The organism is Actinokineospora enzanensis DSM 44649 (assembly GCF_000374445.1).
GTDB lineage: Bacteria > Actinomycetota > Actinomycetes > Mycobacteriales > Pseudonocardiaceae > Actinokineospora > Actinokineospora enzanensis.
On record NZ_KB894452.1, the window covers coordinates 1 to 20690 of the forward strand.

Sequence of the window (20690 nt, forward strand, 5' to 3'; positions counted from 1 at the left end):
CTGCACGTCGTCGCCTCACCGGACGGGGCGATCCTGTGCGTGTCCGGCGACCTGCCCGGCAGCACGCACGACACCGCCGCCGCCCGGATCCGCAACATCCTCGCCGCCCTGCGCGACACCGGGCTGATCACGTCGGGAGACAAGGGCTACCACGGCCACGACAAGACCAGCGGACACATGATCACCCCATACAAGGGCCGCAACAAACCCGAGTCACAGAAGGACGCCAACCGCGCCCACGCCCAACTCAAGACCTGGCGCATCCTCCGCACAGTCCGAGTCAGCCCACGCCGACCTACACCCACCTCATCGGCGAAATCGCCTTCATCCGCACCGCCCGAGACCTGGACACCACCGCCAAACAGATCCGGCGCGTCCTCCGCGACACCAACAAGCCGTCGGTGACCATCCGCATGATCCCCGACGCCCTCACGGCAACAGCAGTGCCCTACCGGGTGGCCAAGGCCATCGTGCCGCCACGAGGGCCCTCACAGCACGTCGGATCCGTACCTGCGCCAACGCTGTGTATGTGGATGCGTCGGTCACAGCGCTGCTCTCGCCACGGTGCCCTGAACAGACACGGCCCCCTGGGGGTGATCACGGCCCGGCTGTCGCATGAGGCCTGCACCGTGGCAGCACATCGACTTTCCGCACTGTTCGGTAGTTACCTCGGGCACTGGTTCGGGGCGGGCGTTCCCGAGAGTCTCGAAGAGAACGGTCGCGAGAGCTACATCGATATCCGACGCAGGCTCCGTCGTGGCCACCAAGCGATCGATCCTTCGTGAACGGGTGCCGTGGCAATGAGTTACCCGCATGTCGTCCCCGCAGTGCTGGCGCTGGCATTCTCACTCACGGTACCGGGGCAGAACGCGATGAAACTGCACAGTCTCCTCTCCGCGGGCCCGACCGGTTACGTCGAACTGCACAACGCCTCGGCCATCGAGGTCGACCTTTCCGGCTGGTCCCTGAAAGTCTGTGTCGGACGATCCGCCGTCACCGTGGCGAGGCTGCCAGCGGGCCTCTCGCTCGGCCCGGACGAGCGCCTGGCGGTCGCGGGCATCGACGCCGAACCGCCCGATCCGGTGCGGATCTCCGTGCCTGCCATCGACGGCGACGGGTACCGGCTCTTCGACCGGCGGGGCGTGCTCGTCGACCGGGTGTCGACGGCGGCGGGATCCCCCTGCCGGGAAGCCGAGGCGGCCCGGCCCTGCATGCCGGGACTCGTGCTGACCCGGGACGCCGGGAGCACCGACACCGACGACAACCGACGTGACTTCAGCTGCGAACCTCTGCCTCGGTGAGAGTCGGGGAAGCTGCCGAGCAAGATCGAACGAGGTGTCCACGGCAGGAGATGCGCGCGCCGCGGAGTTCGTCCACCATGGAGCGGTCCTGGACCGGCCGAGGACAGAAACCTCGGTCTGTGACGGAGTCCCGGACGGTTCTTACCGCGCTCTCACCGTGACCACGTCGGGCACTCACCCGGTCGCGGAAAGGTGATCCACCTCGGTTCCCGATCGACCCCGTGAGGATGTCATGACCACGATCAATGGTCTGCCCGCGCATATCCTGCTCGTGCACGCGATCGTCGTGCTGTTGCCGTTGAGCGCGCTGCTGTTGGTGTTGAGCGGCGTGTGGGACACGGCACGGCGCAAGTTCGCCGGGGCGAACGCGCTGCTGGCCGTGCTCGTGGTGGTCCTGGTGCCGATCACCACGGACGCCGGGGAGTGGTTGGAGCGGCGGGTGCCCCGCACGGACCTGGTGCGCACGCACACCGAACTGGGCGACTCGGCGTTGTTCTTCGCCATCCCGGTGGCGGTGCTCGCCCTCGTGATGTGGTGGCGGCAGCGGGAGAGCACGGCCACCGCCACGGCGGAGTCCGAGGTCGATGGCGGGCCGACCGCCGCCGCGCGCAGGACGTTGCTGGCTCCCGGGTCGAAGCCCGTGACCATCGTGCTGGCCGTGCTCACCGTGCTGGCGGCTGGCGCGGCCTGCTACCAGGTCTACCGCATCGGCGACTCCGGGGCTCGCGCGAGCTGGCAGGACCAGTTCAGCTCCACCCCCGCGCCCGGCCGTCCCGGCGGTGACCACTGACCGCAGGCGACGACCCCGGGCGGCATGATGGGGCGGTGCCGTACCGAGTGCTGGTCGCCGACGACGACCGGGCGATCCGCGAGTCGCTGGGCCGCGCCCTGGAGCTGGAAGGGTACGCGGTCGTCGGTGCGGGTGACGGGGTCGAGGCGTTGGCCACCGCCCGCCGGGACCGGTTCGACGCGCTGGTGCTGGACGTGATGATGCCGTCGGTGGACGGGCTCGGCGTGTGTCGGGTGCTGCGGGCCGACGGCGACGGCACGCCGATCCTGATGCTCACCGCGCGGGTGGAGACGGCCGACCGGGTCGCCGGGCTCGACGCGGGGGCGGACGACTACCTGCCCAAACCGTTCGAACTGGACGAACTGCTGGCCCGGCTGCGAGCGCTGCTGCGCCGGGCGGCACCGGACGCGCCGGGCAGGCGGCTGCTGTTGGACCGGCTGACCGTCGACCCCGGTGCCCGGCGGGTGTGGTGGCTCGACACCGAGCTCGTCCTGTCCAAGACCGAGTTCGACCTGCTGGAGCTGCTCGTGCGCAACGCCGGGATCGTGCTCGACCGGGCCACCATCTACCAGCGCATCTGGGGCTACGAGTTCGGGCCGGACTCCAAGAACCTCGCCGTCTACATCGGCTACCTGCGGCGCAAGCTGGAGGACGCGGGCGCCGCCGGACTCATCCACACCGTCCGCGGCGTCGGCTACACGGCGCGGTCGGGATGAACCTGACCGCCCGGCTCGCGCTCGCCTTCGCCGCCGTCGGCGCCGTGGCCGCGGTGCTGGTCGGCGTGTTCGGCTACCGCACCGCCTCCGACCGGGTGCACGAGGAGCTCGACCGCACCCTGCTCACCACGGCCGCGGAAATCACCTCAGGGGCGACCGCCGTGCTCGCGCCCAACCCCGCGATCACCGGCCCGGACAACGACCACGACGAGGCGCAACCCATGGTCGCCCAGCGGATCGGGCCGGACGGGACCGCGCGCCGGATCGGCGGCAGGCAGGCCGCCGTCCCGATCACACCGGCGGAACGGGTCCTCGCGGCGCACGGCCACCCGGGCGACCACGTCTACCACGACGTGACGGTGGGACCGGACGACTACCGCGTCGTCACCGTCGCCCAGGGTCCCGGCGCGCTGCAGCTGGCCGTCGACGTCGACGAGACCAGGCACGTGCTGTCCGCGCTGGCCACCCGGATCACCCTGGCCAGCGTGCTGGTGCTGCTGGCCGCCGCGGCCGCCGGGTGGCTCATCGCCCGGCGGGTCACCCGGCGCCTGGTCCGGTTGACCGAGGTGGCCGAGCGGATCAGCTCCGGCGGCGGGCTCGACGTCGAGGTGCCCGGCGGCGGCCGGGACGAGGTGGGCAGGCTCGCCCGCTCGTTCGACGCCATGCTCGGCAGGCTGGCCACCGCCCGCGCCGACCAGGAACGGCTCGTCCAGGACGCCGCGCACGAACTGCGCACCCCGCTGACCAGCCTGCGCACCAACACCAGCGTGCTTCGCCGCTTCGCCGACCTTGAGCCGGACGCCCGGGACCGGCTGCTCGCCGACGTCGACGGCGAGACCCGCGAGCTTACCCACCTCGTCGACGAGCTGGTCGAGCTCGCCACCCGCACGCACGAGGTGGAGTCACCGGCGTCGGTGGACCTCGCGACGGTCGCCGCGCGGGCCGTCGACCGGATCCGGCGCCGGTCCGGCCGGGAGGTGCTGGTATGCCTCGAACCGGTGGCCGTGCTCGGGTGGGACCGCGCCCTCGACCGGGCGGTGACGAACCTGCTGGAGAACGCGGTCAAGTTCGACCGGGTCGGACCGGTCGAGATGGTGGTGCGCGGCGGGCGGGTGGAGGTGCGCGATCGCGGCCCCGGCGTCGCCGAGGCCGACCGGGCGCACGTGTTCGACCGCTTCTACCGCGCCGACACCGCCCGCGCCCTGCCCGGATCGGGGCTGGGACTGGCGATCGTGCGCCAGGTCGCGCTGGCCCACGGCGGCGAGGTATTCGCGGCCCCGCGGCCCGGCGGCGGCGCGATCGTGGGGTTCACGATCGCCGCCGACCGGCTCGCACCGACCTGCTGACGTGCGGCCGCCGACCGCGGCGGCGATGTGGTTCACCCCCGCTTGAGTCGGCCCGCCAGGCGCACCGCGATCCCGGGAACGGCCGCGGCGAGTACCGCGGGGACCACGTCCGCGGCGACCAGCGGCTCGGTGTTCAGCAGGTCCCGCAACGGCCGCAGGAACAACGCAGCGAGTTGCAGGGCGAGCGCGCCCGCCACCGCGAGGTCGAGGAACCGCGGGCGGCGGCCGGGGCGGCGGAGGGCGAGCGCGGTGCCGAGCTGGGCCAGCCCGAGGGTGAGGAACACCGCGGTCTGCCAGGGGCCACCGGTATGCGCGACCCACAGACCGACGCCCAGGGTGGCCGCCGCGATCAGCGCGCCGGTCCAGGCGATCCGGTGCCACAGGCCCGCGCCGAGGATCGACTCGGCGGGCGGCCGTGGGCGGGCCCGCATCAGGCCCGGGGCCGCTGGTTCGGCACCGAGGGCCACGCCGGGCAGACCGTGGGTCAACAGGTTGATCCACAGGATCTGCCCGGGCAGCAACGGCACCGCCAGGCCCAGCAGCGGGCCGAGCAGCATCACCAGCACCTCGGCCGCGCCGCCGGAGACCGCGTAGCGCAGGAACGTGCGCACGTTGGCGTGGATCCGCCTGCCCTCCTCCACCGCGGCCGCCACGGTGCCCAGGTCGTCGTCGGTGAGCACCAGGTCGGCGGCCTGCCGGGCGACCTCGGTGCCACCGCCCATGGCCACACCGATGTCCGCGCGGCGCAGGGCAGGCGCGTCGTTGACGCCGTCACCGGTCATCGCCACCACATGCCCGGCCTCCTGCCAGGCCCGCACGATCGCCGGTTTCCGCTCCGGCCGGGTACGCGCGTACACATGGCTCCGCGCGCCGGGCCCCGCAACGGCCTGCCCGACATCGGCGCCGCCGGTACCCGGGCCCGCCGAACCGGGCACCGCGATGGCGGCACGGTCGGCGGCCGCCCCACCGGTGCCGACGGGTCCGGCGTCGCAGTCGGGTTCCTGGGCGGTGATGCCGACCCGGCGGGCGATCGCCGCGGCGGTGCTCGGGTGGTCACCGGTGATCATGACCAGGTCGATCCCGGCCCGCTTCAGCGTGCCCACCACCTCGGCGCTGCTCGCGCGCGGCGGGTCGGCGATCGCGACCAGGCCGAGCAGCCGCGCGCCGCGTTCGGCGGTCCGCGGGTCCGGGGCCGGGCCGCGGGTGCGGGTCTGGGTCACGGCGAGCACCCGGTAGCCCGCGCGGGCGAGGTCGTCCGCCGCGGCGACTGCCTCCTCCTCGGCCGACAGCAGCACCTCGGGAGCGCCCTTGCCGAGCACAAGCCATTCCTCGCCCGCGCGGTGCACCGTGGTCATGCGTTTGCGGTCGCTGTCGAACGGAACCTCCGCGGATCGCGGGTATCGGGCACGCACGGCGGCGGCGTCCACCTCGCATTTCCCGGCCAGCGCCAGCAGTGCCGCCTCCATGGGGTCGCCGACCGGTCGCCACGGTCCGTCCGGTTCGGACGGTGGACGCAGGTCCGCGTCGTTGCACAGCACGATGGCGCGCAGCAGGTCCTCGGGCGGCGGCCCGGGGCGCACCTCGCCGACCGGGTCGTAGCCGCGGCCGGTCACGGTGAACTCGCCCGCGCCCGGCACCCACAGCCGCTCGGCGACCATCCGGCCCTCGGTCAGGGTGCCGGTCTTGTCGGTCGCGAGCACGGTGACCGAGCCCAGCGTCTCCACCGCGGGCAACGAGCGCACGACGGCACGACGGCGGGCCATCCGGTGCGCGCCGAGGGCGAGCGCGAGCGTGACCACCGCGGGCAGCGACTCGGGCACGGCCGCGACGGCGAGGCTGATCGCGGTGAGCGCCATGGCGGCGAGCGGTTCCCCGCGCGCCAGGCCGATGACGGCGACCACCGCGGAGAGGGCGACCGCGGCCAGTGCCAGCACGCGGCCCAGCTCGGCGAGTCTGCGCTGCAAGGGGGTCGGTCGTGGGCGTTGCCCGGTGAGCAGCGCCGCGATCCGGCCGAGGGCGCTGTCCGCGCCGGTCCGGCTGACCACGGCGGTGCCGCGGCCACGGGTGATCACCGTGCCCGCCGCCACCTCGTCCGTCCGCCGCCGGTCCACCGGGACGGACTCACCGGTCAGCGCCGACTCGTCCACCTGCAACCCGTGTGCCCGGACCACCGCGGCGTCGGCTGGGACGACATCGCCCGCGGCCAGCCGGAGCACGTCGCCGGGGACCACCTCGGCAGCGGGCAGCACCCGGGTGGCGCCACCGCGGGTCACGGTCGCGGTCGGCGCGGACAGCGCCCGCAGCGCGCCCAGTGCGCGCTCGGCCCGTACCTGCTGCCCCACGCCCACCGCCGTGTTCAGCAGCACCACCACGCCGACGACGGCCGCGTCCGGGGCGTCGCCCATGGCCACCGCGATGGCCGCGGCCACGAGCAGCAGCAGGATCATCGGGTCGCGCAGCTGCTCGGCCACCCGGACCCACCACGCGGGCGGGCGCGGCCGCGGGACGGTGTTCGGACCGACCCGCGCACGCACCGCGGCGGCCTCGTCGTCGGTCAGCCCCGGTGCGCCGTGGTCGGTCATGTCGGCCTGCATGGGTGACTCGCCTTCGTTCGGTGGGGACACCTCGGGCCGGGGTGCGGTCGGACAGACTCAGCGGCCGGTGATCTCCGTCTGGGCGCGCAGCACGCGCTCGGCGGTCTCGGCGTCGCGGCGGTCGAGGTCGTCCGGGGTCAGCACGCTGGCGCGCGGTCCGGGGAAGACGAGCGCGCGGTGGTCGTCCTCGATCCAACGCACCAGATATGGCGGGGCGCCGTCGGGTCCGCGGACCTCCTCGACGCGGCCCTGCCGGACATGACCCGCCTGGTCGGTGTCGAGCAGCCAGTCACCGGGTCGTGCGCGCATGGTGGTCTCCTCCTGTGGATCCTCGGTGCAGTTCTGCTCGGGGACGATCAGCACCAGGTCCGCGCTCGCCGCCGACGCGCGGCCCGCCCGTCGAACCCGATCGCATAGCGACGCCCGCGCCGGTCCCCCGATTCGTGCGCGGACTCGGACATCGTGTTCTCCTGTCCGCTCTCCGCGTTCACCCGGTGTCTCCCGGACCGGTCCGCGGACCCGCTCGGTGCACCGCGCCGATGATCAGTGCGGCACCCCCGGCGACCACCAGTGCCCCGGCGGTGAACAACGCGGCGGCCACCCAGGGCAGGGCCGGTGCGGTCACGCCGACCGTGGCGCGCACATCGATGCCGGGTGCCGCGTCGGCGTTCATCACCACGACGGTCCAGTCCCCCGGTGCGGGTGACCAGACCAGCCGCACCGAGCCCGAGCCGCTGCTGCTCGCGGTCCAGAACCGTTGCGAGCCGGGCGGGGTGGCAGGCTCGCCGCCGGGCTCGGTCCGCGTCACCCGGGCGGTCGCCATGGGCATCCCGGTCCCGATGTCGGTGTGCGCGACCCCGGCCAGGTACCGGTCGACATCGGCGGCGGGGGCCACGCCGACGAACACGGGGCGGTCGGCGTCCACGCGGATCGACATCGGACCGACGCCGTGCCGGACCCAGGTCCACGCGCCCTCGCCGGGCAGGTCGATGTGTTCGGCGGCCACCGCGTAGCCCGCACCGGTGAACACCCGGCTCGGCACGCACAGGTAACCGTCCCGATCGCGTTGGGTCCGGTCGGCGACCACGACCCCGAGACCACCGGTGAGCAGACCGGCCGCGACCAGCGCGAGCAGCGCACCGCCCAGTGCGGCCCACACCCGCCCCGGCGTCCACCCCGGCCGTCGTGCGTCCGGCGAGTCCGAAGTGGACTCGGCGACGGCGGGCGGGTCGGGGACGGCCGCATGTTGTTCGGCCGGGCCGAGGTCGAGCCGGAACGGCGGGTACTCGTCGGTCAGCAACGCCGCGTAGGCCGCCACCCGCAGCACCCATCGGTCCAGACCGACGAGCAGGGCGTGCAACGGCACCGGGTAGCGACCGCCGAACAACAGCACCACCCCCGCCACCAACGCGAGCACGCCGACCAGACCACCCGCGCCCCAATGGAATCCGGAGCTGTCGCCGCCCCACCACAGACCGCCACCCGCGAGCAGGGCCACGATGACGTAGTGCGGCAACACCAGCAGCCACCACTTCACCAGCACCAGCCCCCGGGAGAGCCGTTCCGGGTAGTCGATCTCCAGCCGGGCCGGGTAGTCCGGCACCTCGGCCAGCGTGAACGGCGGATACCGGTCGGTGCCCAGCGCCGCATAGCCGTAGTAGTGCACCCGCCAACTCCACCGCAGCACACCCACGGTGAAATCGAACAACGGGCGCGGGTAACGGCCGGTCACCAGGATCGCGAAGAACGCGACGACCGTGGCGACCACGAAACACACCCACAGTGTGGCCAGCGCGAGGAAATGCGGGATCAACAACACCCACTTCACCAACCACAGCCACCGCGACGGCGCGTCCAGCACGCCGGTCACCCGAACCTGGCCCGGTCCTCCGTCCATCACCCCTCCATTGCTCGCTCCGGTCCCCAGCCTGGCCCGGACCCGGGGCGGTCGACAGCGACGGAAGTCCCCGGAACGCCGTGTCCTCCGGTCCGTCCGTCCGGGTACGGCGGGTCCACAGTGGTCACGACGAGGCGGCCGATCACGGGCCCGACCGAGCAGCCGTTGTTCCGGACACAGCGGGAGAACGCCTACGAGTACCGCTTCGACCGCGTCCCGAACGGGATCCACGGCGTGCCGACGGGCGTGCCCGTCCGTCCCGACCCGATGCCCGGCCGGGACGAACCGGCCACCCGCGCGGGAGGCGCGATCGCCTGGCAGCGGCGCAGGAAGTCCGCCGCGATCCAGAGAGCCGGGATCGCCGGACCGCCGAGGTGCCGCCAGGTGGGCAACCGGTCCCCGGGGAGTCTCCTGGCCGCCGACCAGCCGGTCATCGGGCTCCACTGCGGCGTCACCTGCACCGGCGCACCGGGCGGCGGGTCGAGCACGAGCCTGCCGACGAGCGGACCGGTGCAGTCGACCTCCACCAGGGACACTCCGACGCCGCGGCGGTCCAGTTCGTCGGCCACGTGGTCCAGGTAGCGGGTGGCCGCGGTGACCGGGGCGGACGGCAAGTCCGCGTCCAGCCTGCGTACGACCGCGTGTGCACGGGCTGTCCGCCCGGGTTCCCGGTCCACCGTCGCCTCCTCGGGTCGGTGTCGGTCGCTCTGCCCGCGTCGGTGCTCGACGGCCCGGTCAGGGCCATGCGGTCGCCCGGGTCCGGTTCCCGGCGGTGAGCCGCCAGCCGACGGCCATCCCCGGGGCGTTGACGGCCACTGCCGCACCCGAGATCGTGTCGGGCGGCTCCGGCAGCGCGGTGGCCTGGCCCGCACGGTCCCACCGGACGGCTCGCTGTCCCCCGGCCTGCCGGTTGCTCTGGCCGACGACGACACCATCGCCGTTGACGTCCGAGGGCACCATGTCCTCCTCGGCCGACAGCACGCCGAGCACCTCCAGCCGTTCGTGGCGCCAGCGGGCCACGCGGGTGCGCCCCGGCCCGACCATCGGGCCAACGGCGATCCCGTTGGCGGACACGTGGGTCACCTCGGTGTAGGCCGCATCCGGTGTGGAGGGCAGCTCCGCCACTCGGCCTGCCCGGTCCCACCGGACGGCGCGGGAGGTGTCGGCGTTCAGCACGGACCACCCGAACGCGGTGCCGTCGGCGCTGATCCCGAGCGCGTAGGAGGACTGCTGACCGGGCAGACCGTCGAGCTCGGTGATCCGGCCCGCGCGGTCCCATCGCACGGCCCGCGGTCTCCGGTCGGCGCCGGTGGAGAAACCGACCGCCACCCCGCCGTACATCGCGTAGGGGACGGCCTCCCAGCCACCGGGGAGTGTGCCCAGGTCCGTGATCCGTCCCCGCGCGTCCCATCGGACGGCGTGGGTACCGGTGTCGGGCGCGGAAGCGTATCCGATCACCGTGTCGGTGTCGTCGATCGCGGTGGGGACGCTGAACCCGCCCTTGTCCGGCGGCGTGAGCTCCGGCAGCCTGCACAGCGTCCCGTCGGCGGCCCAGCGCACGGCGTGCGGTTGGCCTGCCGTGCCGTGGAAGCCCGTCGCGGTTCCGCGCCCGTTGACCGCCAACGCCTTCGTGCCCGTTCCGTCGATGGCCCCCAGGTCGGTGATCCGGCCGTGCCGATCCCACCGCACCGCGTGGCTGATCCCGGCCGCGTCGTCGGACTCGCCCACCACCGTGCCGTTGTCGTCGACATCCTCGGCCAGGCTGTTCGCCCCGCCCGGCAGCGTGCCCAGGTCCACCACGGGTACCGGACCGGCCACCTCGACCGGCTTGGCGACGGCCGGTCCGCCGAGCGCCGAGCCACCCACGACGACGACGGCCGCGGCCGCACACCACCGTTTCCGCTGTTTCGACATGCCACCCTCCAGCCGGTCCGCACTGTCTCCCGCCGACTCCGCCCGTCCCACCCTCCCGGCTCGACGGGCACTCGCCCCACCGCCGCAGGGCCCGTGTTCCCCGGGACTTCCGGAGGTCTGTCGGTCACCCGGGATCCGGGGCCGCGATCAGCGCACGGACGTCGTGTCGGAGCTGGCCGAGGATCTTGTCGATCAGTCCCGGGCTCAGCCGGTCGGCGAGCGCGGCGGTGACCACGGGGGCCGTCCGATCCACGTCGGCCTGCGAGATCCCGGCCAGCACGGCGTACTCAGCGGCGAACTCCGCCGCGCCCAGGCTCGCGGGCACGTGCGCGGGACGCCAGCCCTCGTAGAAAACTCCGCGCAGCAGCTCGGGCAACTGTGCGGCCAGATGTGCCGTGCTCTCCGGCGCCAACTGGTCACGCACCAGGTGCAGCCACGAGCGCAACGCCCGGTAGGCGAAGTCCTCGTCCGCGGTGGGGAATCGCTCGGCGACCTCGCACAGCCACTGGCGAGCGGTGTGCGCGGCATTGTCGAAGACATGGGTTCTCTGTCGTGACATGGTTCCAGCCCGATCTCCAGCGTGGTGTCCTTACCGCTCCGACAATCCGCCTGCCGGGTAGGCGTCGACAGTGCGGAAAGCCTTGTCGGACAGGGGCCTTCGATACCGTGATGACCAGGTCCGCCCGGGCATCGGGGCCCACGCGCCGGTGGACGAGAGCGGGCCGGTCGATGTACCACCGGTCGACAGGCGCGACCGTGATCCGCCTCGCCTGACCTCTTCCGGTGGTGGCCGGGAATCCCTGCCGCACCATCCCCGTCCGGGTACCGGTCGCCCATCACCCGTAGTGGGGAATCACCACGTTCTCTTCGCGGGAGAAGGATCGACCGCCGTCAACCCCGATGCGAATGTGGTCGCCAGACCACCGCGTGGCTGTTGCCCGCGGCCATGATCGCCTGACCCACGACGACTCCGCGATCATCGAGCCCGTTGGCCGTGGTCTCGATCCCCTTCCCCGGCGCGTCGAGGCCGGACGGCTGTCCGTCGCGACCCCACAGCACGGCTCGATGTCCGTCCCCGCCCACCACGATGCCGCGGCCGTTGACGGCCGACGGATAGCTGTGCGCGCTTCCGGGCAGGGCGGGAAGCACGGCGATGTTCCCGCGGCGATCCCACACCACACCGACCTCCCCGTCGGCGAAGATCGCCCGTCCGACGACCGTCCCGTCATCGCCGATGCCCAGGGCGGCGGCGCCCTCGGCGCCGGGCAAGGTGGGCAACTCCGTCATACGGCCTTCACGATCCCATCGCACCGCGTGGTGCGACCCGTCGATCGCGCCCACCTGCCCGACCGCCACACCGGAGTCGTCGACATCACCGGCACTGCTCCACAGGCCCCCGGGCAGACCCGGTAGCTCGGTCGGTTCACCTGCCGCGTCCCAGCGCACCGCGCGCAGTGGTTCGCCGGAATCGCCGACGGCGCCCCCGTCGCTGTTGATCGCCCACGCCTGGCTGTAGTAGCCCCCCGGCAACGGCGACATCCGCGTCAGGTCGCCGAACCGGTCCCACCGCGCCCCGGTCGTCATGGACTCACCGCTCACCCCAGCCCACGGCAAGCCCAGCGGCGGGAACATCGGTTTTGCCGCACCGCCCCCGGTCTACCGAGTCCATATCGGACTCACCGGGACCAAGGACCCGGTTCGCCGGAACGGTTCGTCGACGCCTGCCGGGGAGATCCGGCCCTGCCCGGCGGGAGGGGCACGCGTTGTGCTTCCTGTGCGACGACACGAGCGGACGGGAGCACGCCATGGCCACGCCGACGACAACCCCGAACCCGCCCGGGTCCAGTAGACGAGTGAGTCGTGCGGGGCGGCGAGCCAGCCGATCCCGGTACCCGCGGCGAACCCCGCCACCGCGACCGATGCCGGGCGAACCTGCCTGCCCAGCAGGAAGAACAGTACGAAGACCAGCGGGGTAAGCTTGATCGCCGCGACGACCCCGACCAACAGCCCACGCGGCCAGCGCGGGTCACGGTGCAGGCAGTCCACGGCGACGAGCCACAGCAGGAAGACGTTGACCTGCCCCCAGAACAGGTCGCCAAGCAGCGGTTGGAGCTCCATCGCGCAGACCGTGCCCACCGCCGCGACGAGCACCCGGTGAGGTGGCGCTTGCCGCAGCCGACCGAGCACCAGCAGGAGGATGTGGAACATCGCCGCAGCGCTGCCCGCGGTGAACACGAACGCGCCCAACGGGTACCAGGCCAGCACGAACCCGAACGGCAACAGGGAGAACGGCGGATACGAGCAGGGCAGGGTGCCGTACGGCATCGGTGCCCCGCCGTGCGGCTCATTCGGGCACGATCACCACCGGGCAGGTGGCGTACCGCAGGCAGTCCGCGGCGAACGCGCCCATCCCGGAGGCCAGGTGCGCGCACGAGTGGTGCGCCCCGATCACCACCAGGTCCGCGCCCGCCGCCGCGGCGGCCAACGCGCGGCCGGTACGGCCCTCCACGTGCTCGACCGACAACGGCACATGCGCGTGCTCGCCCGCCAACCCGGCCGGGTCCGGCAAGGGTCGTCTGCGCGGCGGACCACCGTAGGGCTGCGGCGACATGGACGTCGCGGGCACGAACTCGGTCTCCGGCGCGGTCACTTCGACCACCACCACCTTGGCGCCCTGGGCGTCGGCCGCGGCCAACGCCCAGCGCAGCGCCACGGCACTGCGATGGGACCCGTCGAACCCCACCACGAAGCGCTTGCGCCTGCCATCCCGTCCGGTCACGGGCTCGGACATGGCGATCTCCTTCCATTGTCACCCGATGGGCAGCGGGGGTGCCGATCGCGACGACATGTCCGGCCCGCCGGTGACCCCGACGCGCCCGACTGTCCTCCGACCGCTGCACGCTCCGGCTTGTCCCGCCTTCAGCGTGGTCGGCGATGACCGGTGTCGACAGCGGCGGAGGTCCCCGTCCCACGGTGCCGTCCGGACCATCCACTCGACTCGGGTGCCGACCTGCCCGGTTCGGCGCGCTCACGCGGGCACCCGCACTCCGACGGCCCGGCAGGCATCGCCGATCACCTCGGCGCACCGGCGCAGCGCGACCAGTTCGGCCGGATCCGGGGTGACCGGTTCCAGCGGCCCCGCGCCCGCCCGGTCGACCACCCTCGGCAGCGAGAGGCAGACGCCGCCGATGCCGTGGAAGTCGTCGACCCGGGCGCTCACCGGCAGGATCAGCCGCTGGTCGCCGAGAATGGCCTCCAGGACACCGGTGACCGCCAGGCCGACCGCGTAGTTGGTGGCGCCCTTGCCCGCGATCACCTCGTACGCCGCGCCGGTCACCGCGGTGGTGATCTCGGCGCGGGCCGCCTCGTCGAACACCGGGCGCCCGTCGGCGACCCAGTCGGTCACCGGGACCGAGCCGATGAACGCGCCGGACCACAGGGGCACGGCGCTGTCGCCGTGCTCGCCGATGATGTAGGCGCACACGCTGGGCACGCCGACGCCCGCCCGCGCGGCGATCAACGACCGCAGTCGGGAGGAGTCGAGTGCCGTGCCCGAGCCGAGCACCCGACACGCGGGCAGCCCGCTCGCCGCCAGGACCGCCTGGGTGACCACGTCCACCGGGTTGGTCACCACGACGAACACCGCCTCGGGAGCGACCGCGCAGAGGTCGGGCACGAGCGTCCGGCACATCCGCACGTTGCGCTCGGCGAGGGCCAGCCGGTTCTCCCCCACCCGTTGCCGGACGCCCGCGGTGATCACCACCACGTCGGCGTCCGCGCACACCGCCACGTCGTCGGCGCCGACGATCTCCACGGCGGGGGTGAACATACCGCCGTGGCGCAGGTCCAGGACCTGCGCCCGCAGCTTGGCGGTGTCGGTGTCGTACAGGGCGATGGTGGCGGCGGTTCCCCTGATCTGGCAGGCATAGGCGAGCGTGGAACCCACCGCTCCCGCGCCGACGACAGCGATCTTGGAACCGCGCACGGTCCGGTGTGGGATCACGGACCGAGTCTGTCGACCACCGCGCTCCCGCTCCAGTGCGCAACGGTCGTGCCGACCAGGGCCTGATGACCGGGGCCAGCCGACCGGAGGCGAGGCCACGGCGACCGGCTACCGGGCCGGGCATCACGCGGGCGTACTCATCCACAGAGGACTTCGGGGGCGGCGTGATCGGATCCCGACCGCGCCTTCGGTCCCTGCCCGCAGGGCCTGTTGGTCCCTGTTCCGATGGCGGTGGCACGGGCGACCGTGGAGACGGACCACCGAGGAGAGGAGGACCGGACATGTCCCGGAGCCTGCCGGATCACAAGACCGTGCTGGACGCGCTCGCCCTGGCGTGCCGGGCGCCGTCGGTGCACAACACCCAGCCGTGGCGCTGGCTGGTGGGCGACCGCTCGGTGCACCTGATGGCGGACCCGGAGCGCCGGGTGCCCGCCACCGATCCCGATGGGCGCGACCTGCTGATCAGCTGCGGTGCCGCGCTGCACCACCTGGAGGTCGCGTTCGCCGCGCTGGGCAGGCGCGCGGTGCCGCACCTGCTGCCCAACCATGCGGAGCCCGCGCACCTGGCCGCGGTCGAGACGCACCCCCACGAGCCAGAGGTCGAGGACATCACCCTGGTCACCGCGGTGAACCGGCGCCGCACGGACCGGCGGGCCTACTCGTCCTGGCCGGTGTCCGTCGCGCACCTGGACCTGATCATCCGGCGGGCCGCGGCGTTCGGTGTCGTCGCCGTGCCGATCACCGATGCCGTCGAACGGCACCGGTTCGCCCGCGCCGCGGCGGCGGCGGCGCGGCAGCAGGAGACCGACCACGCCTACGCGGCCGAACTCGTGGCCTGGACCGGCCGGGCCCGCAGCGCCGAGGAAGGGGTGCCCGCAGGGGGCATACCGGTACGCACGATCGACGTCGAGGGCGTGCCGATGCGCGTGTTCCCATCCGGCTCGCTGGCGCCGTCACCGACGGGGGCGGCCGAGGAGGACGCGTCGGTCCTCCTCGTGCTCGGCACCGCCGACGACGACACGCCCGCGCGGCTGCGCGCCGGGCAGGCCACGAGCGCGGTCCTGTTGACCGCCACCGAGCTCGGCCTGGCCACCTGCCCGATGTCCCAGCCGCTGGAGGTGCCCCGCTACCGCGCCGAGATCCGCGACCGGTTCCTCGACGGCGCGGGCCACGCCCAGCTGGTCGTGCGGGTCGGGTATGCGCCGACCTCGGCCGAGCCGGTGCCGCGCAGTCCGCGCAGGCCGCTGGCCGACGTGTTCGCCTACCTGCCCGGCATGGCACCACCCCGACCGTGACGGGTGCCCACGCAGGTTCCGGCGGCAGTAGCCCCGAGGTCCCAAAAGGACAGTTCGACAGCACGTGCGGACCCGGCCGGGCGGGACCTTGGGCACCGGACACGTCCCGAATCCGGTTCGAGACCGGGCCCGGTCGACGAACCGGTCCCCCGAGTCACCGACCACCACAAAGGAGGACGACATGACCACCCGATCCCTCAGTACCACTCCCGTTCCTACCGCTCCCCCGGTTCCGCGCGCCGGTCAGCCCGCGCCCGCCCGGGGCGCGTGCTCGCTCGCCGTCGCCCGGCTGGTGATGGCCGGGGTGTTCCTGTGGGCGTTCCTGGACAAGACCTTCGGTCTCGGCTACTCGACCCCGTCCGGCAAAGGCTGGATCGACGGCGGCTCCCCGACCCGGGGGTTCCTCGGCGCGCTCGACCACGGCCCCTTCACCGCGACCCTGCGGTCGTGGGCGGGAAACCCGTTCGCCGACTGGCTGTTCATGGTCGGCCTGCTGGGCATCGGCCTGGCCCTGCTGCTGGGCATCGGCCTGCGGGTGGCGGCGGTCGGCGGGGTGCTGATGCTGGCCATGATGTGGATCGCGGAATGGCCGCCCGCCCGGCACACCGACCACGGCGCGCTGACCCGGTCCACCAACCCGCTGCTCGACTACCACGTCGTCTACGCCGTGCTCCTGGTGGTACTCGCCGCGACGGCCGCGGGCGACCGCTGGGGCCTGGGCAGGTGGTGGGCGAGCCTCGACCTGGTTCGCCGCGCCCCCTGGCTGCGGTGAGCCGCGACCACGACCGGACACGGAGGCTTCGGTGGAGAACATGATGGACGAGCTGATCATGGATCTGGCCCGGGTGCGGGCCACGGACGCGGACACCGTCGGGGGCAAGGGCGCCAACCTCGGTGAGCTGATCGCGGCGGGCTTCCCGGTGCCCGACGGGTTCGTGGTCACCGCCGAGTCCTACCGGCGGTCGATGGACCTCGGCGGGGTCCGCGCCGCCCTGCGCGACGGGGTGCTGGGCGGTGATCCCGAGAAGCTGCGCGAGCAGGTCCGCGAGGCGGGAATCGCACCGGAGGTGGCCGTCGAGGTGCGCGCGGCCTATCGGGCACTCGGCGCGGGCGCGGTGGTCGCGGCGCGGTCGTCGGCCACCTCGGAGGACGCCGCGGACGCGTCGTTCGCGGGGATGAACGAGACCCGCACCAACATCGAGGGCGAGGACGAGCTGCTGGAGGCCGTCACGGACTGCTGGGCGTCGCTGTTCGGCGCACGTTCGCTTGCCTACCGCGCCGAGCGCGGCGTGCCGGGGGAACCGGCGATCGCCGTGGTGGTGCAGCGGATGGTGCCGTCGGAGCGCTCGGGGGTGATGTTCACCGCCGACCCGGTCACCGGGGACACCGACCGGGTGGTGATCGAGGCCGCGTTCGGCCTCGGCGAGGTCGTCGTCGGCGGGACCGTGGAACCGGACACCTACGTGCTGGGCAAGGCGGACCTGCGGGTGCTGCGCACCCGGATCGGGCACCAGCGGGAGATGGTCGTGCGCGGCCCGGACGGCGGCGACGTCCGCGTGGAGCTGCCGCCTGCCCAGGGCGCCCGCCGGGTGCTCACCGACGCGGAGGCGATCGCGCTGGCCCGGCTGGGCTGTCGGGTCCGCGACCACTACGGCGCCGAGCAGGACATCGAGTGGGCGATCGCCGAGGACCGCACGTGGCTGGTGCAGTCGCGCCCGATCACCACGCTCGTCCCCCGCCCGCCCGGTGCGCGGCTGACCGGGCTGGCCGCGTCCCCCGGCGAGGCAAGCGGGACCGCGCGGATCCGGCGCGACCCGTCCGACCAGTCCGGTTTCGCCGACGGAGACGTGCTGGTTGCGCCGATGACCGACCCGGACTGGGTGCCGCTGCTGCGCCGGGCCGCGGCGGTGGTCACCGACGAGGGCGGACTCACCTGCCACGCCGCGATCGTCACCCGCGAGCTGGGCGTGCCGTGCGTCGTGGGCACCCGGGAGGCGACCGCGAAGCTGTGCGACGGCGAACCGGTCACCGTGGACGGCACCACCGGCATGGTGACCTCGGGTCGGCCGCGGCGGACGAGCACGCCCACCACTGTCCGCGAACCGGTGCCCACCGTGCCTGTCGCGACCGAGGCGCTCGGCACGCGGCTCTACGTCAACCTGGCCATGCCCGACAGCGCACGGGCCGCCGCGGCACTGCCGGTCGACGGTGTCGGGCTGCTGCGCGCGGAGCTGATGCTCACCGACGCGCTGCGTGCCACCCACCCCCGGCGGTTCCTGGCCGAGCACGGCCCGGACGAGTTCGTCACCGCGATGGTCGGCCCGCTGACCGCCATCGCCTCGGCGTTCGGCGGCCGCCCGGTGGTCTACCGGGCGACGGACTTCCGCACCAACGAGTTCCGCGGCCTGTCCGGCGGAGTGGAGTTCGAGCCGGAGGAACGCAATCCGATGATCGGCTTCCGCGGCTGCCACCGGTACGTGCGCGACCCGGAGCTGTTCGCCCTGGAGCTGCGGGCCCTGGCCCGGGTGCGCGAGCACTATCCGAGCCTGCATCTGATGCTGCCGTTCGTGCGCACCAAGTGGGAGCTGGAGGCCTGTCTGCACCTGATCGACGTGAGCCCCCTGGGCGCCCAACGCGGCCTGCTGCGCTGGGTGATGGCGGAGGTGCCGTCCTCGGCCTACTGGATCCCCGAGTATGCCGGACTGGGCGTGGACGGGGTGTCGATCGGCAGCAACGACCTGACCCAGCTCGTGCTCGGCGTCGACCGCGACTCGGCGGTGTGCGCGGAGGTGTTCGACGAGGCCGACCCGGCCGTGCTGGACGTCATCGCCCGGATCGTCGGCGCCTGCCGCACGGCCGGGATCACCTCGTCGCTGTGCGGACAGGCCCCCACCGAACGCCCGGACTACACCGAGCACCTGGTGCGCCTGGGCATCACCTCGATCTCGGTCGACCCCGGCGCGGTCCCCGCCGCCCGCGCCGCCATCGGCGCCGCCGAACGACGCCTGCTGCTGGCGACCGCACGTTGACGCGGCGGTGTCGGGCACCGGTGGGCCACCCACCCGGTGCCCGACACCGCGGCCTCAGCCGAGCGGGACCGACCAGCGGACGGTCGTGCCCATCCCCGGCGCACTGTCCACTTCGCACCGACCGTGGCCCTGCTCGGCGCGCCGGGCCATGTTGTCCAGGCCGCTGCGATGCGCCGGTTCGCCGACACCCACGCCATTGTCGCGGACCTCGACCGACAGGCGGTCGCTCGCGGCGACGGTCACGGTGATGTCGGTGGCCCGGGCATGGCGGACGGCGTTGCTCAGTGCCTCGCGCAGGACGGCCAGGGCGTGCTCGCCGAGGTGGTCGGGCACGAGTGTGTCGATGGCGCCGGACATGGTGACCGCCGGGGTGCGGGCGGTGTCCCCGCCGATCTCGGCGATCGCGTCCAGCATGCGCCTGCGCAGGCTGCCCGAGTCCTCCGCCGCCTGCAGGTCGAAGATCGAGGTGCGGATCTCGCGCACGGTCCGGTCCAGGTGCTCCACCGCTTGGTGCACCCGTCGGCGGGCCTCCGGGTCGTCGATGCGCCGCAGCGTGCCCTGCAGGCCCATGCCCGTCGCGTAGAGCCGCTGGATCACGTGGTCGTGCATGTCCTGGGCGATGCGGTCCCGGTCGGCCAGCACGGCCAACAGCCGCTGCGACCGCTGTTTCTCCGCCAGCTCCAGCGCAACCGCCGCCTGGCCCGCGAACGAGGCCAGCATCGGCACCGTGCCTGCCGGGAACGAACGACCGCCTTTCTCCTTGGCCGCCAGCAGCACACCACCGGCCGTGCGCAACGGCGCCACCACTGCGGGTCCGAGCGCCCCGCAGCTCAGTTCCGCGCTGAGGTCCTCGACCTGCCGGGGTTCCTCGGCGGCCAGCACGGCCTCCACCAGAGGGGCGAACGCGCCGACCTCCTCAGCCGAGAGCAGTTCGCCGACCGAGCCGTCGGCCGCGCCGACGCGCAGCAGGTCCCGGGTCCGGTCGTCGAACAGGAGGATCAACGCGCAGTCCGCCGCCGTCAGCTCCAGCACCCGCCGCGCGATCAGATCAGATCCAGCGTCTCCCCCTGCGACGCGCCCGCGAGCAGCTGCGTGTTCACCTCCCCCGCGGCCGTCAGCCACCGCTCGCGATCCAGCGACCGCTCGAAGAGCCGCGCGTTCTCGATCGCCACGCCCGCGGCCGCCGCCAGCGCCTGCACCACGGCCTCATCGTCGGCGGTGAACGGGCCGCCGCGCTTCTCGGTCAGGTAGAGGTTGCCGAACACCTCGCCCCGGACGCGCACGGGCACGCCGAGGAAGCTGCCCATCGGGGAATGGTTGCGCGGGAACCCGACCGAGGCCGGGTGCCGGGTCAGGTCGAGCAACCGGATCGGCTCCGGGTGCTCGATCAACAGACCGAGCAGGCCCCGTCCCTCGGGCAGGCGGCCCATGTGCGAACGGGTCTCGGCGTCGATGCCCTCGTGCACGAACCGGGACAGGCCCCCGTCGCCGAGCACGCCGAGCGCGCCGTAGCGGGCGTCCACCAGCCCGACCGCGGCCCGCACGATGCGCTGCAGCGTCGAGTCCAGTTCCAGACCCGCCCCGACCGCCATCACCGCGTCCAGCAAACCTTGGAGGCTGTCGCGGGCGTGCAGGAGCTCGCCGAGACGTTCATGCAGCTCCCGTAGCAACTCGTCCAGCCGAAGACCGGAGATCAGGTCGGTCGCCTTGGCGGTGCGTTCCATGGCGGCTCCCACGCGGTAGGTGCTGGCGGGAGCAGAGTTTCACGTTTCGCGGTTGTGCCGGAAGTCTCCGGTCGGGAGATC

Annotated in this window: 20 protein-coding genes; 8 read left to right on the top strand and 12 right to left on the bottom strand. The window is 73.4% G+C overall.

Annotation, left to right across the window (positions count from 1 at the left end):
- From C503_RS45290 to C503_RS0134650, 5 genes are all read left to right on the top strand, one after another.
- Window positions 1-405 (top strand): transposase family protein (locus tag C503_RS45290; protein WP_245572659.1); only part of this gene is annotated, 405 nt, incomplete at its 5' end.
- 467 nt (window positions 406-872) lie between these two features.
- Window positions 873-1301: a lamin tail domain-containing protein gene (locus C503_RS0134635; protein WP_245572660.1), complete on the top strand. Its 429-nt coding sequence runs from the start codon at window positions 873-875 to the stop codon at window positions 1299-1301.
- Window positions 1302-1533: 232 nt separating this feature from the next.
- Window positions 1534-2091: a DUF2231 domain-containing protein gene (locus C503_RS0134640; protein ID WP_018686809.1), complete on the top strand. Its 558-nt coding sequence runs from the start codon at window positions 1534-1536 to the stop codon at window positions 2089-2091.
- A gap of 35 nt (window positions 2092-2126) precedes the next feature.
- Window positions 2127-2807: a response regulator transcription factor gene (locus C503_RS0134645; RefSeq protein WP_018686810.1), complete on the top strand. Its 681-nt coding sequence runs from the start codon at window positions 2127-2129 to the stop codon at window positions 2805-2807.
- Window positions 2804-4153, top strand: coding sequence for a HAMP domain-containing sensor histidine kinase (locus C503_RS0134650; protein WP_018686811.1), 1350 nt, complete (start codon window positions 2804-2806; stop codon window positions 4151-4153). Before C503_RS0134645 ends, C503_RS0134650 begins: the two co-directional genes overlap by 4 nt.
- A 32-nt stretch (window positions 4154-4185) precedes the next feature.
- On the opposite strand, the gene C503_RS0134655 is transcribed toward C503_RS0134650, so the two are convergent.
- The 10 genes from C503_RS0134655 to C503_RS0134700 form a co-directional block, all read right to left on the bottom strand.
- Window positions 4186-6735, bottom strand: coding sequence for a cation-translocating P-type ATPase (locus tag C503_RS0134655; protein ID WP_211222512.1), 2550 nt, complete (start codon window positions 6733-6735; stop codon window positions 4186-4188).
- Between the two features lie 69 nt (window positions 6736-6804).
- Entirely contained in the window at window positions 6805-7056 is a 252-nt protein-coding gene (locus tag C503_RS0134660) for a DUF1918 domain-containing protein (RefSeq protein ID WP_026317007.1), read from the bottom strand.
- A 178-nt stretch (window positions 7057-7234) separates the two neighbouring features.
- The gene (locus C503_RS0134665) at window positions 7235-8644 is read right to left on the bottom strand and encodes a DUF4389 domain-containing protein (protein ID WP_018686814.1); all 1410 of its coding nucleotides are present in this window, start codon (window positions 8642-8644) and stop codon (window positions 7235-7237) included.
- 191 nt (window positions 8645-8835) lie between these two features.
- Window positions 8836-9321: a hypothetical protein gene (locus C503_RS0134670; protein WP_018686815.1), complete on the bottom strand. Its 486-nt coding sequence runs from the start codon at window positions 9319-9321 to the stop codon at window positions 8836-8838.
- A 58-nt stretch (window positions 9322-9379) separates the two neighbouring features.
- A complete protein-coding gene (locus C503_RS43905; protein WP_018686816.1) occupies window positions 9380-10558 on the bottom strand; it encodes a hypothetical protein in 1179 nt (392 codons plus the stop codon).
- Between the two features lie 124 nt (window positions 10559-10682).
- Window positions 10683-11117 carry a DUF2267 domain-containing protein gene (locus C503_RS0134680; protein WP_018686817.1) on the bottom strand — a complete coding sequence of 145 codons (435 nt, stop codon included), beginning with the start codon at window positions 11115-11117 and terminating at the stop codon, window positions 10683-10685.
- Window positions 11118-11449: 332 nt separating this feature from the next.
- Window positions 11450-12142, bottom strand: coding sequence for a hypothetical protein (locus C503_RS0134685; RefSeq protein ID WP_018686818.1), 693 nt, complete (start codon window positions 12140-12142; stop codon window positions 11450-11452).
- Between the two features lie 72 nt (window positions 12143-12214).
- Window positions 12215-12883 carry a glycosyltransferase family 87 protein gene (locus tag C503_RS42790; RefSeq protein ID WP_018686819.1) on the bottom strand — a complete coding sequence of 223 codons (669 nt, stop codon included), beginning with the start codon at window positions 12881-12883 and terminating at the stop codon, window positions 12215-12217.
- Between the two features lie 19 nt (window positions 12884-12902).
- Window positions 12903-13349 carry a universal stress protein gene (locus C503_RS0134695; RefSeq protein WP_018686820.1) on the bottom strand — a complete coding sequence of 149 codons (447 nt, stop codon included), beginning with the start codon at window positions 13347-13349 and terminating at the stop codon, window positions 12903-12905.
- A gap of 237 nt (window positions 13350-13586) precedes the next feature.
- Window positions 13587-14561, bottom strand: coding sequence for a lactate/malate family dehydrogenase (locus tag C503_RS0134700; RefSeq protein ID WP_018686821.1), 975 nt, complete (start codon window positions 14559-14561; stop codon window positions 13587-13589).
- A gap of 281 nt (window positions 14562-14842) precedes the next feature.
- Here C503_RS0134700 and C503_RS0134705 point away from each other — a divergent pair, with 281 nt between their 5' ends.
- The 3 genes from C503_RS0134705 to ppsA all read left to right on the top strand — a co-directional run bounded on the left by C503_RS0134705 (window position 14843) and on the right by ppsA (window position 18885).
- Window positions 14843-15856, top strand: a complete 1014-nt coding sequence (locus C503_RS0134705; protein WP_018686822.1) for an Acg family FMN-binding oxidoreductase — start codon at window positions 14843-14845, stop codon at window positions 15854-15856.
- Between the two features lie 181 nt (window positions 15857-16037).
- Window positions 16038-16628 (top strand): DoxX family membrane protein, encoded by a 591-nt coding sequence (locus C503_RS42025; protein WP_084477476.1) that lies wholly within the window; start codon window positions 16038-16040, stop codon window positions 16626-16628.
- A gap of 40 nt (window positions 16629-16668) precedes the next feature.
- Window positions 16669-18885: a phosphoenolpyruvate synthase gene (gene ppsA, locus C503_RS0134715; protein ID WP_245572661.1), complete on the top strand. Its 2217-nt coding sequence runs from the start codon at window positions 16669-16671 to the stop codon at window positions 18883-18885.
- Window positions 18886-18939: 54 nt separating this feature from the next.
- Here ppsA and C503_RS49005 read toward each other — a convergent pair whose 3' ends face one another.
- Together C503_RS49005 and C503_RS49010 are read right to left on the bottom strand one after the other, a co-directional pair.
- Window positions 18940-19917, bottom strand: a complete 978-nt coding sequence (locus C503_RS49005) for a GAF domain-containing sensor histidine kinase (protein ID WP_425393549.1) — start codon at window positions 19915-19917, stop codon at window positions 18940-18942.
- 11 nt (window positions 19918-19928) lie between these two features.
- Window positions 19929-20609, bottom strand: a complete 681-nt coding sequence (locus C503_RS49010; RefSeq protein ID WP_425393550.1) for a GAF domain-containing protein — start codon at window positions 20607-20609, stop codon at window positions 19929-19931.
- Window positions 20610-20690 lie beyond the last annotated feature (81 nt).

Excerpts from the sequence above, each read along its gene's own strand:
- C503_RS0134635 (WP_245572660.1), top strand. The coding sequence starts at position 873 with ATGAAACTGCACAGTCTCCTCTCCGCGGGCCCGACCGGTTACGTCGAA.
- C503_RS0134640 (WP_018686809.1), top strand. The coding sequence starts at position 1,534 with ATGACCACGATCAATGGTCTGCCCGCGCATATCCTGCTCGTGCACGCG.
- C503_RS0134650 (WP_018686811.1), top strand. The coding sequence starts at position 2,804 with ATGAACCTGACCGCCCGGCTCGCGCTCGCCTTCGCCGCCGTCGGCGCC.
- C503_RS0134655 (WP_211222512.1), bottom strand. The coding sequence starts at position 6,735 with ATGACCGACCACGGCGCACCGGGGCTGACCGACGACGAGGCCGCCGCG.
- C503_RS0134660 (WP_026317007.1), bottom strand. The coding sequence starts at position 7,056 with ATGCGCGCACGACCCGGTGACTGGCTGCTCGACACCGACCAGGCGGGT.
- C503_RS0134665 (WP_018686814.1), bottom strand. The coding sequence starts at position 8,644 with ATGGACGGAGGACCGGGCCAGGTTCGGGTGACCGGCGTGCTGGACGCG.
- C503_RS43905 (WP_018686816.1), bottom strand. The coding sequence starts at position 10,558 with ATGTCGAAACAGCGGAAACGGTGGTGTGCGGCCGCGGCCGTCGTCGTC.
- C503_RS0134680 (WP_018686817.1), bottom strand. The coding sequence starts at position 11,117 with ATGTCACGACAGAGAACCCATGTCTTCGACAATGCCGCGCACACCGCT.
- C503_RS0134685 (WP_018686818.1), bottom strand. The coding sequence starts at position 12,142 with ATGACGACCGGGGCGCGGTGGGACCGGTTCGGCGACCTGACGCGGATG.
- C503_RS42790 (WP_018686819.1), bottom strand. The coding sequence starts at position 12,883 with ATGCCGTACGGCACCCTGCCCTGCTCGTATCCGCCGTTCTCCCTGTTG.
- C503_RS0134695 (WP_018686820.1), bottom strand. The coding sequence starts at position 13,349 with ATGTCCGAGCCCGTGACCGGACGGGATGGCAGGCGCAAGCGCTTCGTG.
- C503_RS0134705 (WP_018686822.1), top strand. The coding sequence starts at position 14,843 with ATGTCCCGGAGCCTGCCGGATCACAAGACCGTGCTGGACGCGCTCGCC.
- C503_RS42025 (WP_084477476.1), top strand. The coding sequence starts at position 16,038 with ATGACCACCCGATCCCTCAGTACCACTCCCGTTCCTACCGCTCCCCCG.
- ppsA (WP_245572661.1), top strand. The coding sequence starts at position 16,669 with ATGATGGACGAGCTGATCATGGATCTGGCCCGGGTGCGGGCCACGGAC.
- C503_RS49010 (WP_425393550.1), bottom strand. The coding sequence starts at position 20,609 with ATGGAACGCACCGCCAAGGCGACCGACCTGATCTCCGGTCTTCGGCTG.